General features: G+C 51.0%; 15 protein-coding genes and 1 riboswitch. Of the genes, 3 read left to right on the top strand and 12 right to left on the bottom strand.

All coding sequences use genetic code 11. From position 1 onward, the window contains the following. Positions 1–18 precede the first annotated feature (18 nt). From BN1247_RS04720 to BN1247_RS04695, 6 genes are all read right to left on the bottom strand, one after another. Positions 19–1,950, bottom strand: a complete 1,932-nt coding sequence (locus BN1247_RS04720; protein ID WP_082415789.1) for a heavy metal translocating P-type ATPase — start codon at positions 1,948–1,950, stop codon at positions 19–21. 390 nt (positions 1,951–2,340) lie between these two features. Next, entirely contained in the window at positions 2,341–2,832 is a 492-nt protein-coding gene (ribH, locus tag BN1247_RS04715) for a 6,7-dimethyl-8-ribityllumazine synthase (RefSeq protein WP_054949358.1), read from the bottom strand. Positions 2,833–2,848: 16 nt separating this feature from the next. After that, positions 2,849–4,057, bottom strand: coding sequence for a bifunctional 3,4-dihydroxy-2-butanone-4-phosphate synthase/GTP cyclohydrolase II (locus BN1247_RS04710; protein ID WP_054949357.1), 1,209 nt, complete (start codon positions 4,055–4,057; stop codon positions 2,849–2,851). Positions 4,058–4,077: 20 nt separating this feature from the next. Next, entirely contained in the window at positions 4,078–4,761 is a 684-nt protein-coding gene (gene ribE, locus BN1247_RS04705) for a riboflavin synthase (protein WP_231633385.1), read from the bottom strand. Further along, positions 4,709–5,818, bottom strand: a complete 1,110-nt coding sequence (gene ribD / locus BN1247_RS04700; protein WP_054951493.1) for a bifunctional diaminohydroxyphosphoribosylaminopyrimidine deaminase/5-amino-6-(5-phosphoribosylamino)uracil reductase RibD — start codon at positions 5,816–5,818, stop codon at positions 4,709–4,711. Before ribD ends, ribE begins: the two co-directional genes overlap by 53 nt. Before the next feature lie 308 nt (positions 5,819–6,126). Then, a riboswitch (FMN riboswitch) is annotated at positions 6,127–6,358 on the bottom strand. Positions 6,359–6,528: 170 nt separating this feature from the next. Continuing rightward, positions 6,529–7,878 carry an ISLre2 family transposase gene (locus tag BN1247_RS04695; RefSeq protein WP_187119684.1) on the bottom strand — a complete coding sequence of 450 codons (1,350 nt, stop codon included), beginning with the start codon at positions 7,876–7,878 and terminating at the stop codon, positions 6,529–6,531. Positions 7,879–8,168: 290 nt separating this feature from the next. Here BN1247_RS04695 and BN1247_RS04690 point away from each other — a divergent pair, with 290 nt between their 5' ends. The 3 genes from BN1247_RS04690 to BN1247_RS18375 are packed head-to-tail and all read left to right on the top strand — an operon-like array spanning position 8,169 to position 9,624. Next, positions 8,169–8,678, top strand: a complete 510-nt coding sequence (locus BN1247_RS04690) for a helix-turn-helix domain-containing protein (protein WP_054949356.1) — start codon at positions 8,169–8,171, stop codon at positions 8,676–8,678. Positions 8,679–8,687: 9 nt separating this feature from the next. Beyond that, entirely contained in the window at positions 8,688–9,497 is an 810-nt protein-coding gene (locus BN1247_RS04685) for a tetratricopeptide repeat protein (RefSeq protein ID WP_054949355.1), read from the top strand. 4 nt (positions 9,498–9,501) lie between these two features. Continuing rightward, complete coding sequence (locus BN1247_RS18375; protein WP_261796029.1) at positions 9,502–9,624, top strand: hypothetical protein; 123 nt, start codon at positions 9,502–9,504, stop codon at positions 9,622–9,624. 231 nt (positions 9,625–9,855) lie between these two features. Here BN1247_RS18375 and BN1247_RS04680 read toward each other — a convergent pair whose 3' ends face one another. The 6 genes from BN1247_RS04680 to BN1247_RS04655 form a co-directional block, all read right to left on the bottom strand. Further along, the gene (locus BN1247_RS04680; RefSeq protein WP_054949354.1) at positions 9,856–10,746 is read right to left on the bottom strand and encodes a YesL family protein; all 891 of its coding nucleotides are present in this window, start codon (positions 10,744–10,746) and stop codon (positions 9,856–9,858) included. Positions 10,747–11,126: 380 nt separating this feature from the next. Continuing rightward, on the bottom strand, positions 11,127–11,714 hold the full coding sequence (locus BN1247_RS04675; protein ID WP_054949353.1) for a nitroreductase family protein: 588 nt from the start codon (positions 11,712–11,714) through the stop codon (positions 11,127–11,129). 268 nt (positions 11,715–11,982) lie between these two features. Continuing rightward, positions 11,983–13,038, bottom strand: coding sequence for a YkvI family membrane protein (locus tag BN1247_RS04670; protein ID WP_054949352.1), 1,056 nt, complete (start codon positions 13,036–13,038; stop codon positions 11,983–11,985). Between the two features lie 54 nt (positions 13,039–13,092). Beyond that, the gene (locus BN1247_RS04665) at positions 13,093–14,238 is read right to left on the bottom strand and encodes an MGDG synthase family glycosyltransferase (RefSeq protein ID WP_054949351.1); all 1,146 of its coding nucleotides are present in this window, start codon (positions 14,236–14,238) and stop codon (positions 13,093–13,095) included. Between the two features lie 192 nt (positions 14,239–14,430). Next, positions 14,431–15,096: a TerC family protein gene (locus BN1247_RS04660; RefSeq protein ID WP_054949350.1), complete on the bottom strand. Its 666-nt coding sequence runs from the start codon at positions 15,094–15,096 to the stop codon at positions 14,431–14,433. Positions 15,097–15,321: 225 nt separating this feature from the next. Beyond that, a complete protein-coding gene (locus BN1247_RS04655; protein ID WP_054949349.1) occupies positions 15,322–15,951 on the bottom strand; it encodes an O-methyltransferase in 630 nt (209 codons plus the stop codon). Positions 15,952–16,107 lie beyond the last annotated feature (156 nt).

Raw genomic sequence — 16,107 nt, 5'->3', positions numbered from 1 at the left:
AACGCGTACAACCATCCCTCACTCCTTATACTTCAGCAGCCTCAGCCCGTTGAGGATGACGAGGATCGTACTACCTTCGTGCCCGATCACCCCGAGCGGCAACGTCATCGAGTCGAGGAAGTTAGCGACGATGAGCGTGAGAATGACGCCGATTGAGAAGACAATGTTTTGCTTAATAATCGTATCGGACCGTTTGGCCAGTTTGATCACGTACGGCAGGCGCTTCAGTTCGTCGTTGACGAGCACGACATCGGCCGTCTCCAGCGCGGCGTCCGTCCCTGCCCCCATGCCGATGCCGACTGAAGCTGTCGCGAGCGCCGGTGCGTCGTTGACACCGTCCCCGACCATGGCGATTTGCCCGTGCGTTTGCTGCAATTCGCGGACGATGTTCACTTTTTCGTCGGGCAAGCAGTTCGCGTAATAGCGGTCGACGGCACACTGCTTGGCCAGCGCCCGCGCCGTTTCTTCGGAATCGCCGGTGATCATGACTGTATGAATCCCAAGCTTTTTCAAGGCAGCAACTGCTGCAGCTGCTTTCGGACGGATCGCATCTTGAATCGCGAGCATGCCGACTAACTGCTCCCCACACTGAATGTAGACAGCGGTTTTTCCTTCGCTGGCCAAACGGTGCCGTGCTTCCTCAACTTCATCACCAAAAGAAACGTCCATGTAATCACGTTTCCCGATTTTCCACAGCGTCCCGTCTATTTTTGCTTCCACCCCGAAGCCAGTCGTCGAGATCATCCCTTGTGGCTGGACGAACGATACGCCGGCAACTTGTGCCTGGCGCACAATCGCTTCGGCGAGCGGGTGCGTCGACAATTGTTCAATCGATGCCGCGTTAGCTAACAATTGTTCCTCCGAAAAGTCGGCAAAAGGAATCACTTCCTGAACTTCGGGAACCCCGCGCGTCAACGTGCCTGTTTTGTCAAAAGCGATGGCACGGATGTTCGTTAACTGCTGCAAATGTGAACCGCCTTTAAATAGTACCCCGCGACGGGCCCCGTTCGATATTGCCGACAGCAGCGCCGGCATGACTGAGGCGACGAGTGCACACGGCGAGGCGACGACGAGCAGGACCATCGCCCGATAAATCGCATCGTTCCACGTCCAACCGAGGGCGAGTGGCGGCACGATAGCGACGAGGGCGGTCATGGCAATGACAATGTTTACGTAAATTTTTTCAAACCGTTCCACAAACAGTTGTTTTTGCGGTTTTTCTGCCTGCGCTTGCTGCACGAGCTTAATCATTTTCTGAAACAGTGTATCTGCTTGCTCTTTGTCGACGCGGACATAAATGCCGCCGTTGACGTTTAATGTCCCCGCGAGCACCTCATCCCCAGTCTTCTTCTCTACCGGAACAGATTCCCCAGTAATTGCCGCCTGATCAATGGCGGTCGAGCCGTCGGTGACCGTACCGTCAACCGGCACGAGATCGCCCGGTTTAACGATAATCGTCTGCCCGATGCGCAACTCGCTGACCGGCACTTTTCGCTCGACGCCGTTTTCGTACAGGCGCGCTTCTTCCGGTTGCAAAGCCATTAACTTCGATACTTCACTGTGACTGCGGTTCATCGCATACGTCTCGAGTGCACCGCTGACGGCAAAGATAAAGATGAGCATCGCCCCCTCGGCCCAATAGCCGATCAGCGCCGAACCAATCGCGGCGAAAACCATTAACAACTCGACGTTTAACGATTTCTCCGCAACGGTCTCCTCAATACCTTCTTTTGCCTTTGCATATCCTCCGATCACAAAAGCGGCGAGGTACGAGATGACAGACGCTACGGACAAGTCTACCGTACTGAGCACCCATCCCCCGAGAATAAGTACCCCACTGATTGCCGCGGCAGCCATTTCGCCGTTCTCGGCGATTAGCTTACGCCATTTCGACGGTTTTTTCGGTTGACGGCGTTTGAGATTAGCCGACGTCTTCGAAATGACTTCCATGTGATTCATCCTCCCCGTTTTTGTAGTTGATAACGACTTTCATTATTAAACTCCTTAAAACAGAGACATGCTGCCCGAAGGCAGCATGATGTCCAGTGAGAATAATAATCGTATGTTGTTGTACCCCAAACTAATGTTGGTCGGGAAACTTTTATATACTCATTATAACTTAATAATGATTATAAGTAAAGAATGAAAATCCGAAACGGGCGCGGGACAACCTGTTGAAAAACGAAAGCCGCCATCTGCGGTATGCAGACAGCGGCCTCTCCTATGCAGGCAGCGACTTCTTTCGCTAACGAGCACTCGCAATATAACCTTTTAAGCAAGCAAAACCGCGGGCAAAATAGTTCCCGACAGAGTTCGCGACGCAGTTCCCGCCAAAGCAGATCAGACGGTTTGCGCTCCGCTTATATTGTGCAGGCTCTCGTGCAAATTGGCCATTTCGATCGCCGAGACGGCCGCTTCGTACCCTTTGTTGCCTGCCTTCGTTCCGGCGCGTTCGATCGCCTGCTCGATCGTCTCCACGGTCAATACGCCAAAAATGACGGGCAGCCCGTGTTTACCATTCAAGTTCGCTACCCCTTTCGCCACTTCGTTGGCGACAAAATCGAAATGCGGCGTCGCACCTCGAATGACCGTTCCTAACGTAATGACAGCGTCATACGTTTTCGACGCGGCCATTTTGTCTGCGGCAAAAGGGATTTCAAACGCCCCCGGCACCCATGCGACCGCTATGTTTTCCTCTTCTACACCGTGTCGTTTTAACGCATCGATCGCTCCGCTGAGCAACTTGTTCGTAATGAGTTCATTAAAACGACTCACGACGATGCCAACCTTAAGTCCCTTGCCGATGAGATGTCCTTCATAAACTTTTACCATAACAGATGACCTCCTCTTAAATCGTTAATAAATGTCCTAGTTTGCTTTTTTTCGTCGTCAAATACTTTTCGTTCTCCGCATTGGCCGGCATTTGGAGCGGCACAACTTCCGCGATGTCCAAGCCGTAGTCCGTCAATCCTTTGATTTTGCGCGGGTTGTTCGTCATTAGTTTCAATCGCTCGACACCTAAGTCACGCAAAATTTGTGCGCCGATCCCGTAATCGCGCGAATCGGGCGGGAAACCGAGGCGCTCGTTCGCCTCCACCGTATCGAGACCTTGCTCTTGTAATTCGTAGGCGCGCAATTTGTTCAACAGACCAATCCCGCGACCTTCCTGTCGCATATAGACGAGCACGCCCTTGCCTGCCGCTTCAATCTGGCGCAAGGCAGCGTGGAGCTGCGGCCCACAGTCGCAGCGGAGGGAAGCGAACACATCGCCTGTCAAACATTCGGAGTGGATGCGCACGAGGATCGGTTCATCGGGGGTCATTTCCCCTTTGACGAGGGCGACAACTTCTTGATCGTCGACAGGGTTCGTATACGCGATCGCCGTGAAACGGCCGTATGCGGTCGGCATTTGCACGGAAGCTTCCCGCGTCACTAAGTGTTCCTCAACGATCCGATAACGGATTAAGTCTTCAATGGTGATCATCTTTAGCGCATGCTGTTCCGCTAGTCGCGTTAATTCCGGGACGCGTGCCATCGTCCCATCTGATTTGACCACTTCACATATGACACCGGCAGGTACACTACCTGCGAGTTGCGCCAAGTCGACCGCAGCCTCCGTATGGCCGGCGCGCTTGAGGACGCCACCTTTTTTTGCAATGAGTGGAAAAATATGTCCCGGACGCCGAAAGTCGTGCGCGCGGGCATCGGGGCGAATTAACGCTTGGACGGTTCGGGCGCGTTCGTGGGCCGAGATGCCGGTCGTCGTCGTTTTGTGGTCGACAGACACGGTGAAAGCCGTCCCGTAGCGGTCCACGTTTTGCTCCTTTTCGACCATTAACGGCAAGTCTAACGTGCGTGCCCGTTCTTCCGTCAGAGGTGCACACACTAACCCCCGTCCGTGTGTAATCATGAAGTTGATCACTTCCGGCGTCGCGTGTTCAGCTAGTGCCACCAAATCGCCTTCGTTTTCGCGATCTTCGTCGTCGACGACGATCACTGGTCGCCCTTGCCGCAAATCGTCAATTGCCTCACTTACTGTGTGAAACGTCACAACCATTCCTCCTCTATATTTATCCGTTATATAAAACCGTTCTCATTCAATAATTCGATGCTCACACCTGCTGGCGCCGCATGTTCTGCCTTGTTCAGGCACACTTTGACAACGTACTTGCCGATCATGTCACACTCGATGTTGACGCGATCCCCGACATGAGAGTCATACAAAGTCGTCTCGCGCAACGTGTGCGGAATGACGGTGACGGAGAAACCGTTCTCTGCCACGTCGAAAATGGTTAAACTGATCCCATCCACAGCTATTGAACCTTTGTCGACCATATAAGTTGCCCACTCGGGCGCTGTTTTGAATCGAAACAAGACGGCATTTGTCATCTGTCTTCGTTCAGTTACGACCGCGGTCGCATCGACGTGCCCACTGACAAAATGACCGCCGAACCGCTCGCCCGCCGCGAGTGCACGTTCCAAATTCACTTGGCTGCCGACGCGTAAATTACCTAATGTCGTACGCTTAATGGTCTCGCCGCTCACGTCCGCCGTAAAACTGTAATCGTCGACGCGGGTAGCCGTTAAACAACTGCCGTTAACGGCAACACTATCTCCTATTTTCAAATCGGTTAACACGGATTGACAGTCGACCGTTAGGACAAGTGCTCCCCCTTTTCGGACGAGGCGACGCACACAGCCCATTTCCTCAATTATCCCGGTAAATATGTCGATCCCCTCCTGCCCGCGGGCGTGACACATATCCTTCAACGCACAAATCGTTGCCTAACTTATGCACCCTGGCAGCGGATAGAGACAAGGCGTCGTTCATACGATCACTTCCCACGCCACCGTAAGACGTCATGCTGTCCCTTCCTCCTATAAGCTTCGGAGCGATCATCGCTACGACCTTGTTCACGAAACGTCCCTCTAACAAGGAACCGTTCAGCGCACTGCCCCCTTCGACGAGTACGGACACGATGTGTTCCCGACCGAGTATAGCGAATAGTTCACTTAAATCGACCCGCGGACCCGCGCCCGCCGTGAATACGCGCACCCCGCGCGCCGCGAGCGCCGCCTCTTTCCCTCTGTCGCGCCTCTCCGTGCAAAAAATCCACGTCGGCGCCTGCGATGTGTCACAAACGTATGCCTCTAAGGGCGTACGGAGCTGGCTGTCGACGACGACGCGCACCGCGTCTCGTCCCCCTTCCGGCAAACGGGTCGTTAAGAGGGGGTTGTCCGCCAACACCGTGCCAATACCGACCATAACCGCATCGTGCACATGCCGCAGCCGATGGACGTAAGCCCGCGCCTGCTCGCCAGTCACCCAGCGACTGTCGCCTGTTTTCGTCGCAATCTTTCCGTCTAACGTACTCGCCGTCTTCACGGTCACAAAGGGCCGCTTCGTCGTCATATAGTGAAAAAATGCTTCGTTCAATGTGGCACATTCTCGCTGCAGTACGCCAGTTACGACGTCGATGCCAGCCTCGCGCAACCGCGCCAAGCCTGCGCCGTTGACGGCCGGGTTGGCATCTGTACTACCGACGACTACTTTTCGTACCCCAGATGTGATGATTGCCTCTGTACAAGGTGGCGTGCGACCGTGGTGGTTACACGGTTCCAACGTCACATACAGCGTGGCGCCGCTCGCCTCTTGCCCAGCCATCTGTAGCGCGTGCACTTCGGCATGTGGCTGACCGGCGGCGAGATGAGCACCGATGCCGACGATTTTCCCGCCGTTGACGACGACAGCCCCGACTGGCGGGTTCGGCGACGTTTGCCCTTGCGTCGCGCGCGCCAACTGTAGCGCGAGTGACATATAGCGTGTATGGCCGTCCGCACGGTTCGTGAGATCCGTAAGGTATGCGCGGTCTATGGGGTCCGCGTGCTCCGTAAGGTATACTCGGTCCGTAGGATCCGCGTACTCCGTGAAGTATGCGCGATCCGCTCGTTCGTCATGTTCGCCTTCGCCAGCGCTACCAAAAAATATCGCCATTCCAAAAATCCTCCTTTTGGTTAGATTTTTGAAATTGAATGCAACCCAAATAAAAATACCCAGACACAATTATCTGGGCATAGTGAAATAAACCTTACTATTAATTTCTTGAAAAAAATAGCAAAGTCCTTGTTCACCTTCTACCATCCGGACTATACCGTCGGCCTTAGAGTTACACTAAGTCAGTCACGATCACCTGCTGGCGACAACCTTTTTTCCTCGCATAACAACTGCGGGGAAAATGCGTCGTCAACCGCATGTCGAGTCGTCGAAACGCCTCTTATGATCTGTGAGTCGCGGGCTTACGCCACCGTTGTGGCGATCACCGCCGGTCAGGAATCTCACCATGCCCCGAAGGTTGTATTCAATTCAATAAATCTAGTATAGCACAACACGCGTATTCGTTTCCATGAAAGAAATGTCACAGTATGTGTCAAGCTTTACTCGACGACCTTACAGGATCAAGGATTTAAAGACCTAAATATGTCATTCCCTAACGTTCACTTGTTGTCCGCCCTTGAGGAGTTAACTCTTCAAGGACGGCGATTAACCACCTTATCCAAATACCCAATAGCACTTGAAGCTGATGCGGCACCTACTTGGATCCTGCCAACTTGAACCCCAATGTGATCCGACTTACCTATTCGCCTCGCATGGCGTTTTAGTTTTTGTGTCACTTGGCGGTTGGGCCAGACAGTTAATAATGCCTGTCTCAACGTCCCATTGGTAACGCCTTGTTGTACTTTGGCGATGGCTTGAGCCCCTTCTTCACTCCAGTACATGCCACGACGTTTCATGCGGTATGCCAGACGTCTCTGGTTCGATTCCATGCATCCCATCCTACGAGCATTTTTTGGCACGTCTGGACTAACCTCACGCCAGTCGCAGAGGATCTCCCAGTGCCCTTCAAGATACTTCTGCATGTTCTCGATACGCTTTTCCTCTCGCTCCGTCTCTGCATTTCCCTGTGCCGTATCAATCACCGCTTTAAACCTATCCTTATTTTTTTCGGATATTGCCTTTTCAATTTGAGGAATGAGCCTTGGCTGGCGGCTCAACCCGCGACGAATACTCCTCTTTACGTGAAAAGGATCCAATTGGCGGACAACCGATGTCGCTTCAGAAAAGGTATTTTGAACGCGTTCCTCAGAGATCCATGAAGCCGCATCCGCATTAGTCGCCACATGTGTATGTGAGAGATCCCAACGATGTCGAATCGCTGCATAACCTATTTCCCAAAAGTCATCCACCGATTCAACGGTAGAAAAGACGTGACGATCTGTTAACGAGACACGCTGTCCGTTTTGCTCCCACCCGGTATAGGCAAGCATATTTTTGATCTCTATTCCTTTGCCTCTCCCTTTGACGTATAAGCCATCTGCTTCGCAATATAAGTGCTTAACGGACGGAGAGTTAGGAATTACCGTATCCTCAAAAATTCGATCCCTTTTTTCAGCATCCATGACAGCTTGAGCTTCACCTGCTTCTTTTACTAAGCGCTGAAACGTCGTATGGCTGATCGTTATACCGGCAAGTTTTTGCGTGACCTCTGAGGCGAGGCGGTAGGTCATTCCCGGCGCTGCAGCTAACTCTGCTCCGAGCATCATAAGGTCTGGGCTGTATCTTTTACGGCGTTTTAAACCGATTGCCTCATCGACAGGGTAATGTGCGTTTCCGTTTCGGTCGTACATCAAGTGGCGTTTATAGGACACTGTCCCAAAAAAACTGGTGAACTCCCGGCTGTCCAATCGCTCACTTTTCCAACCGTATTTTTCCTTGTAATGCGTCGTCATCATCTGATCGAGCTGCTCCAAAAATTCTCCGAACAGATCAGCCATCACTTCCATCAGGCGAATACGTAAGCTTTCCCAAAACGACAACATATCTGTAGACTGTTCCAAGATAGTAGCGATTTCTGGTATAATGGTTTTCAAGGAAGACCTCTCCTTTCGTGGTGGTTAGGAGTACTATTTAGGTCTTCCTTTTCTATATTCTCCCTCCAAATTCCTGCTAAAACCCTTCGAGAGAAATGTTACACATACAATGTCACAGTGGCTCCGCTATACATACGAAAAAATTTTTGAAACCGAAGAAGGAATTCGACCGCTTTTGTCGAATAGTCGAATAGAAGCTATATCTGCATATACTTCGCGACGAATGGAGGGTTTTAGTTATGGATCTTGATCCGATCAGCCTCGGATCACTCATTCGCCAGCGCCGAAAGGAGCTCGGACTAACCTTAAGCGATCTGGCTAATGACCACATTTCCGTGCCGACGATTAGTAACATCGAGCGCGGGATCACGAACAACCTCGCGAGTGAAAAGGTGCATTACATTCGCCAGCAACTCGATCTGTCCGACGATCTGATCAAGCAAATGCTGCAAAGCACAGAGGACGAGCAGAAGCGGCTACAGCAACAGCTGGCCGTCGTGCGACACTTAATTGAGGTGAATGTGCTGGGTGAAGCGCGTAAAAGAGTAAGCGCTTTAGAAAGTGATGACACGTTGTCTTCTTTCCCCCTCGAGGCGACGAAAACCCAGCTTTTGAAGGGCTTCGTCTTGCGTAAGCAAGGCCAATGGGAACGAGCCAAAAACGCCTTCCAGCAAGTGTTGCGTCTCCTACGCGAAACCGATGTGGCCGATCCGGGAAACGCATTAGCCGCTGAAGCGTACTACCACTAGTCGCTTACTGTGTTTTACGGCGAACAAGATTACGAAAAAGCGATCGAATATGCTGATCTAGGACTCGAGACGCTATCAGCAGAAAGGGAGTGCCCGCAAATTACGGGACGCCTTACGTACCATAAGGCAAACTGTTTTTACCACCTCGACCGCAAGGCGCAAGCGTACAAGCACGTAATCGAAACGCAGCAGGTATGCGAACAGACTCAGGACTTCAAGACGTTGCTGCTCGGATACAACTTGGAAGGCATCATCGTTGCCCACCAACAACTTTACGCACAAGCGGTTGACGTGTTTCAGAAGGCGATCCATCTCTCTAGTCAGCATTTTCCCGATCCGCGTATCGGAAGCCTACTCTACCTTAATTTAGGGGATACGTATTACCGCGACAAAGCGTACGAGCAGTCGCTAGCTTATTATGACCTCGCCTACGAATTGAGTCAAAAGGCAAAAGACAAAAATATTCTCGCCACGATCTATTTTTCGTACGGTGAGGTGTACTTCGCGACAAATCAATTGGGGCTAGCGACGGAATATGTGGAAAAAGCAGCTGCATTGAAAGAACAGATGGAATTGACGTCGGAGTACTTACCGCTTCTGTTGCTTCGTGCAAAAATCGCGTTAGGGGAAAACTCCGACGAAGTGAAAGCGATTTGCGAGGAAGGTATTCGCCTCGCAGAACAGAGCATGCTGTACAGCAAAAAAAAGGAGTTTCACCTCGTGTTAGCCAATTACTACGAACAAGTGGGTAACGAAGACGCATTGCAGCGGGAAACCAAAAATATGTATCAAGTAGAATCGATCATTAACGGGAGGTAATACAGTGAAAAAGCTCGTCCTTTCAATCATCGCGGTCGCCCTATTAGTCATGCCCTTGACGGCGTTAGCCGGAAATGGTAGCCCGTCGGAAGGTTCACACATAAAGAGAATCGTAAACGAAAAATAAAAGGATCCGTACCTGCCTTCGTATAACACACTTACTTCGGTTTATCCCCAAAACGCCGAAGTGCGAATTCAATAGGACAGTCGTCGTCGGCTGTCCCTTTTTACGTCTTTACATTATAACTTCCACGTATTGGCGACGTGCTAACGCATCTTTTTCATTACACTTCATAAAATCAACAGGGGTTACTCATCCCTTTCGCGTCCCCTTCAACCGCTTAGCAGCACCCCCGCCCTACTGCTCCGCCGCCTTACCTTGCCGTTCAACAGCTTCTACTTGCTCATTACTTGCACGGTCCTGTCCCCGTTGATCGCCTGCAGCACCTTCTCCCCGTTGATCGCCTGCAGTATCATCCCTCCGCTGATCGCTCACAGCTACCTTCTCTCGCTGATTAGCCGACTCTTCTGCTTCCCCAGCCTCTGCAGCTTCCTTAGCCTCCTCAGCCCGATCGGCCTCCATCTGCTGGAATTTATGGATGATACGCCTCGTCTGCCACGTGAATGCCCATGCCGTCACACTGCCGAAAAAGAAGAAGAACAGAGCCGGCATTTTCCATAGCGCCGTCCAGAGGACAATCCCGAGGACGATGAGGATCGCTAGCGAAGAAAACAGGTGGCTCACTGCCATAACGAAGGCATTGCGGAAGATGTGCCGTACTTTTAACTGAAAGTGCACAAGCACCGAACATAACGAAATCCCCGTTAGCGTGTAAAGAAGCCCTAACGGCAAAAATACAAAACTTAACCATTGCAACCCGCTGTCTTTCACGTTCGTAACGACGAATACGTCGACCACTAAGACGAACCCGATCAAAATGTATAAGTCGATGACAGCGTATGCTTGTTTCCAATTTTCTTTCCAACCGCGCCAATACTCCCGCCACACAGAAATGTCTTCGTCTTCTTGCCACCGGCGCATCACGTGGAACAACGCCGCTGTCCCCGGCGGCAAAATAACGAGGCTAAGCACGAACGGCACGATCCAGGCCCCTTCAAGCAATTCTGGATGAAGTAAAAAGACGAACGGGAACCCCGCGGTAAAAAACCATAACACGTTACTCCAAGCTAACTTGTAAATGATGTCTGTGATGCGGTAAATCGCACCAAAAAAACCGGATTCTGGCACTTAGACACATCCCTTATAACGAACATCTCTTTGTATATATTCTAAAGGAAACAACGGGAAGTAGCTAGTCCAATCCAGGAAAAAGTAAAGCGATGCAATGACTTTTTTAGGTACACCACAAGACGTCGTCCGCCAACGAACACCTGACGATCCATCGGTCGGCAACTTGTCGTTCGACTGTTAGTTTGCTTACAACTGTATCATATCCCCACTATTACATCGTATCCCACTATTACATCACACCTCACTACGACACGCCTTTCCCGTTGCGATTCGCTGTAAGACAGCGCTTTGTTTAAGGTTATACGGCGAGACGTTTAACAGCTAGACTTAAAAAGTGCGACGTTAAACAGTGCGACGTTATGCGACGAGTCCTATCGTCACGCGTACGGTTGATCGTGGTCAACCCACACGGTTTTTTCCTGAAAGGTCGGTTTTTCTTTCGCTTGCGGCGGGATCTCCGGATAACCGACATAGACGAATCCGACGATCTGCTCCTCTCCCTGTAGACCGAACAGCTTTTTCATCTTCGCATGATAAGCCGCGCGCCCTGTTCGCCATATCGCGCCTAACCCTAACCCAGTCGCCGCTAACAACATATTTTCCACCGCAGCACTCACGGCGGCTAATTCCTCCTGCCAAAAGACGTTGGGCTGAGATACGGGAGATACGGCGACGGCGATGACGAGTGGCGCGCGAAACGGCTTTTCCGCTATTTTCGCGAGGCGCTTTTCATTTTCTGCCGACTGAGGATCCGTCATCTCTTCGGCGGCAATGGCGGCCATCGTCCGTCCGAGCGGGCGCCTCCCTTCGCCGCTCAACACGAAAAACTTCCACGGTTCAGTTCGGCGATGGTTTGGCGCAGCGACAGCTGCTGCTAACAGTTTCTCTACCGTTTCTTGATCAACCGGATCGGTTTTCACCTTACCGACACTTTTACGCGAAAAAATGGCATCCAACACTTCCATATGTATACACTCCACTCCACATAATCGTTATATCTGCATCAATTATAAGTAATGATAATGGTTATCATTTACTACAACTGAGTATATACGTTAGGGGCGATAAAAGCAACTGACGCCCTCGCCTCCACTCTATTCTGTTCCACCCGGACCACTGCAGTGTCTGCGTCACAAACCAGCTTAACAACTTACACTACACGACATACACTACACGACATGCACTACACGACATGCGCCGCGGGAACCAGCTAAACGTGAGCAACACCATAACTTAATGTGACTTGTGCTGCGGTAACCGACTAAAGGCGAGCAAAACCATCGTCGCAATGCCCGTATACCCGAACAGCGGGTACGCGTAACCGACCATATTAGAAAAACCGATCAGCGAGCACGCATAACCGAGGGCGAATAACAGCAGCAACATTTTATTGTGACCAAGCACAAACACGGTCTCTAAATTGGCGGCTAACCCGTACACATTCCCAATTAACGTCGTAAAAATCTCTGCCCACATGACCGCCAAAAACAACACTTTCACGAACGTGCCCAATTCGGCAATAATCGGTGCGAGCGGAATTTCCAATTGTGTCACCGCGGAATTTTCGAGTGATAACGCAAAATTAGTCGTCAATAACATTAACCCTAAACCGATGCCGCCGATTAGCCCACCTTTTTTGATCGTACGTTCATCGGCAATTTCGCTGCCCATCGGCACTAATACACATTGCGCCATCGCTAAATTGTAGGACAAATAGGTGACGGCGGAAACGAGCCACGCAAGAGGGGGGACCGCCGCAGACGGAGTTGCGGGTAGTGCTGTCGTTTCGCTCCACGTGAGGAAACTGCTAATGCCGAGCACGGCGCAAAAAACGACCATCATCGGTACGACGAGCGAATTGACGGCAAGGATGCCGTCCAAACCGCGTACAATCGTGATGTATGCGAGCAAAAGCGTGAACAGTACACCGAAGTGAAAGGACACCCCGACTTGCTCCTCTGCCATCGCCCCCGTCCCGGAAATCATCGCCGTCGTTACCCCAAACAAAATGATCGTCACAAACCCGTTCATGATCCGCCCGAATCGCTTCCCGAACAAATAATCGTTAAACGCTTCGTATGAACTTGCCTCAAGCCTCGCGCCGATCAACATCATGCGGTTCCCTAGCCAAGCGAAGCCACCCGACGCTAGCGCGATGGCGATGAAACTAAACGGACCTTTGGAAGTAAAAAATTGCACGATCTCCTGCCCAGAAGCAAAGCCGGCACCGACGACCGTCCCGATGTACGTAAACGCAATTTTAAACACGGTTTTCCAATCCGTTTTCAAAATAAAAACCCCCAATCTTGTCCCTAAGGACATGATATGGGGATTAAAGACGCGTTAGAACGGAACGGCAGCTTTTTCGCGCGCATGGATGAGTTTGAGCGTACTGCGTATAATTTTATCAGAGCAATTGAATGGTTTAATACGCTCCACATTTTTTTTCATACTTGCGAGAGTCTCTGGGCTGTTGCATAACATAGAATAAGTGCGCATTAACTGTTGTTGGTTACGGGCAATGTACGCCGCGCCCTCGCCGATCAAGTAGCGCGCGTTCTCTTCCTCCTGACCGGGAATCGGCCGGAAAAGGAGCATCGGCAGTCCCATCGCCAGCGCTTCAGACGTCGTCAGTCCGCCCGCCTTCGTCATTATAAAGTCAGACACGGCCATCAGTTCAGGAATGTTGTTTACGAACCCGAAGACGCGCACCCGATCTGCGTAATTTACTTGCAACGGCCACAGTTTATGTTGCAACTTTTGATCGCGCCCACACACAAAGATGACTTGCACGCGGTCGCTCGCCTTTACGAGCCATTCGCATAATGCAGCGTTGAACACGCCGTGCCACCCGCCCATCACTAACACGGTCGGACGTTCGTCGAGATCGTATTTCTGTTTCAACGCTTGCCGATCATACGTTTCATGAAAACCTTGCCTAATCGGAATGCCCGTAATTTGTACGTTTTCTGCGGGAATGCCGTAGTTGATCAAGCCGCGTTTAACGCGTTCCGATCCGACAAAATAAAAATCCGTCCGTTTATGAATCCACTGCGGATGCAACGCGTGATCCGTAATGACCGTCGTCGTCGGTACGTCTAGTAACCCGTGTTCTTTCAACAAAGAAGCAGAGCCCGCCGGAAAAGGAAATGTGTTGACGATCGCATCCGGCTGCTTGTCTCGCAAATAAGCTTTCATCTTTTCCACGCCGAGCATGCTGACGCGTCGGTGGAATCGGGAGGTTGGCGTAAACCGTTCCGTCTGTTTATAGAGCAACCCGTATAATTTCGGTGCTTTTTTTACACTCTGTTCATAACAGTACTGCGTGACCGAACTGAACACCGGATGCACCATGTTCGCAAAATCAAGCACGTCGACGTCGAACGTATCTTTGTATTGTCCAAACGCCTGTTGTAAGGCACGTGCCGCTTGTTTATGCCCTTCGCCGTAATTCGCTGTTGAAATGAGAATATTGTATTTATATCTCATTGTACGATTCTCCCCCCAAATAAAATCTTAAACACCTTTTTATCTTTCGTATCCCCTATATATATAGACGTAACGTTGAGCAAAAAGTTTTCACCAAAATAAAAATAACATAGTTTCCACGTAAACACCTTAGGGGATACTATCTACTTATTATAACAAAGGAACGCTAGCGCAGCTGTTTATTTGCGGTTTCTAACTATTGGCAACCCGAGTGTTCTGCAGTTTTCCCAATCCTAAGATGAGAACGATGAGCGCCATGGGCAAGACAATCTCGACAAAAGGAATTGCCGCCAAGTAAGGGTATACGATCCGGTCCTCTACGATCATCGTCCCCGCCGTCCACGCTAAGATCCCAGAACCGATATACGTAATGATCGGAAAACGGTCAATGAGTGACAAAATGATTTTGCTACCCCAAATGATCACTGGCACACTAATTAACAGACCGAGGATGACGAGGACAAAATTTCCTCGCGCCGCGCCCGCGATCGCCAACACATTGTCCAGCCCCATGACGACGTCGGCGACGACAATCGTACGAATCGCTTGAAACAAACTGTCGCCTTCCTTCACCTCGGCGTGTTCGTCGTGAGTGACGAGCAGCTTATAAGCGATCCATATGAGTAGCAATCCCCCTAAAAAGTGTAGTAAGGGGATTTTTAGCAAATAGACAGCGAGAAACGTCAGACCGACACGCACGATAATAGCCGCTCCCGTCCCCCAAAAGATCGCCTGGTTGCGCTTTTTTTTTGGCAGCCGACGACTCGCCATCGCAATGACGACAGCGTTGTCGCCCCCTAATACGATATCAATCATTATGATCGACAATAGTCCTGTGAAAAACGTTAGGTCAAACATTCGCTAATTCCTCCTGTATCTGTTTCCAAATAAAAAGACCTTTTGCCTATGGTAGTATAGGCAAAAGGTCTCGCTAGCAACCGCGGCCGCCAACAAAGCCGAGGAGAACGGTCTCCTGTCATGACGACTCTGCTGTTAAAGCTACTCCCCTTTTGTGGGATCGTTCTTATTTGGTTGCTTTTATTTTACCGAAAATGTGAGCAAAAGACAACATGTTTTTTCATGCTATTTCACGCAAGCGATGGCTAACCCGTCGCGGTGTGGTACGACGATACCCTCCAAACGCCCATCGTGTACGATCATTTCGTTAAATTTTCGCATCGCTAGCGCGGCACTACTGACGTCGGTCGAATCGTAGACGCGCCCGCCGAGCATCGTATTATCGGCGACAATCACACTCCCCGCATGTGATAAGGCAATCGCTCCCTCCAAGTAATGTGGGTAGTTCTCTTTATCGGCATCGATAAAAATAAGATCGAAGAGTACACCTTCACGCGCCAGCTGTGCGAGCGAGTCCCGTGCGTGACCGATGCGATATTCGACGAGATGCGCGAATCCTGCTTCAGCCAAACTGTCGCGCGCAATGTCCGCATACCGCTGCTCAATTTCTAACGATACGAGCTTACCGGACGGCACAAGTCCACGCGCTAGGCAGATCCCACTGTACCCGCCAAGCGCGCCAATTTCCAACACGCGCTGCGCCCGCACCATCCGCACGAGCATCGTCAAAAGCGTTCCCCACTCCGGTGCTACTGAAATCATCGGCATGTTCGCCGCCGCCATGCGCTCGCGCACGCGCGCCAATATCGGATCATCTTGCCCGACGAGCTGCGCTACATATTGTTCGGGCTCCACGTGAGTCCTTCCCCCTATCGTTTTCTTGTAACAGTCAATTGCCCGTTACCCCCTGTATACTCGAGGGCAACTTGCCGCTTTGAGCGGTTGGCTTTGTCCCACGTATTTTGTTATTCTTCTTATGTACCATCCTTATTCAAAGGCGACCCTCGCTAT

The organism is Numidum massiliense (assembly GCF_001375555.1).
GTDB lineage: Bacteria > Bacillota > Bacilli > Thermoactinomycetales > Novibacillaceae > Numidum > Numidum massiliense.
The sequence above is the reverse complement of the archived record's forward strand: the minus strand, read 5'-3'. Positions and strand labels throughout refer to the sequence as shown.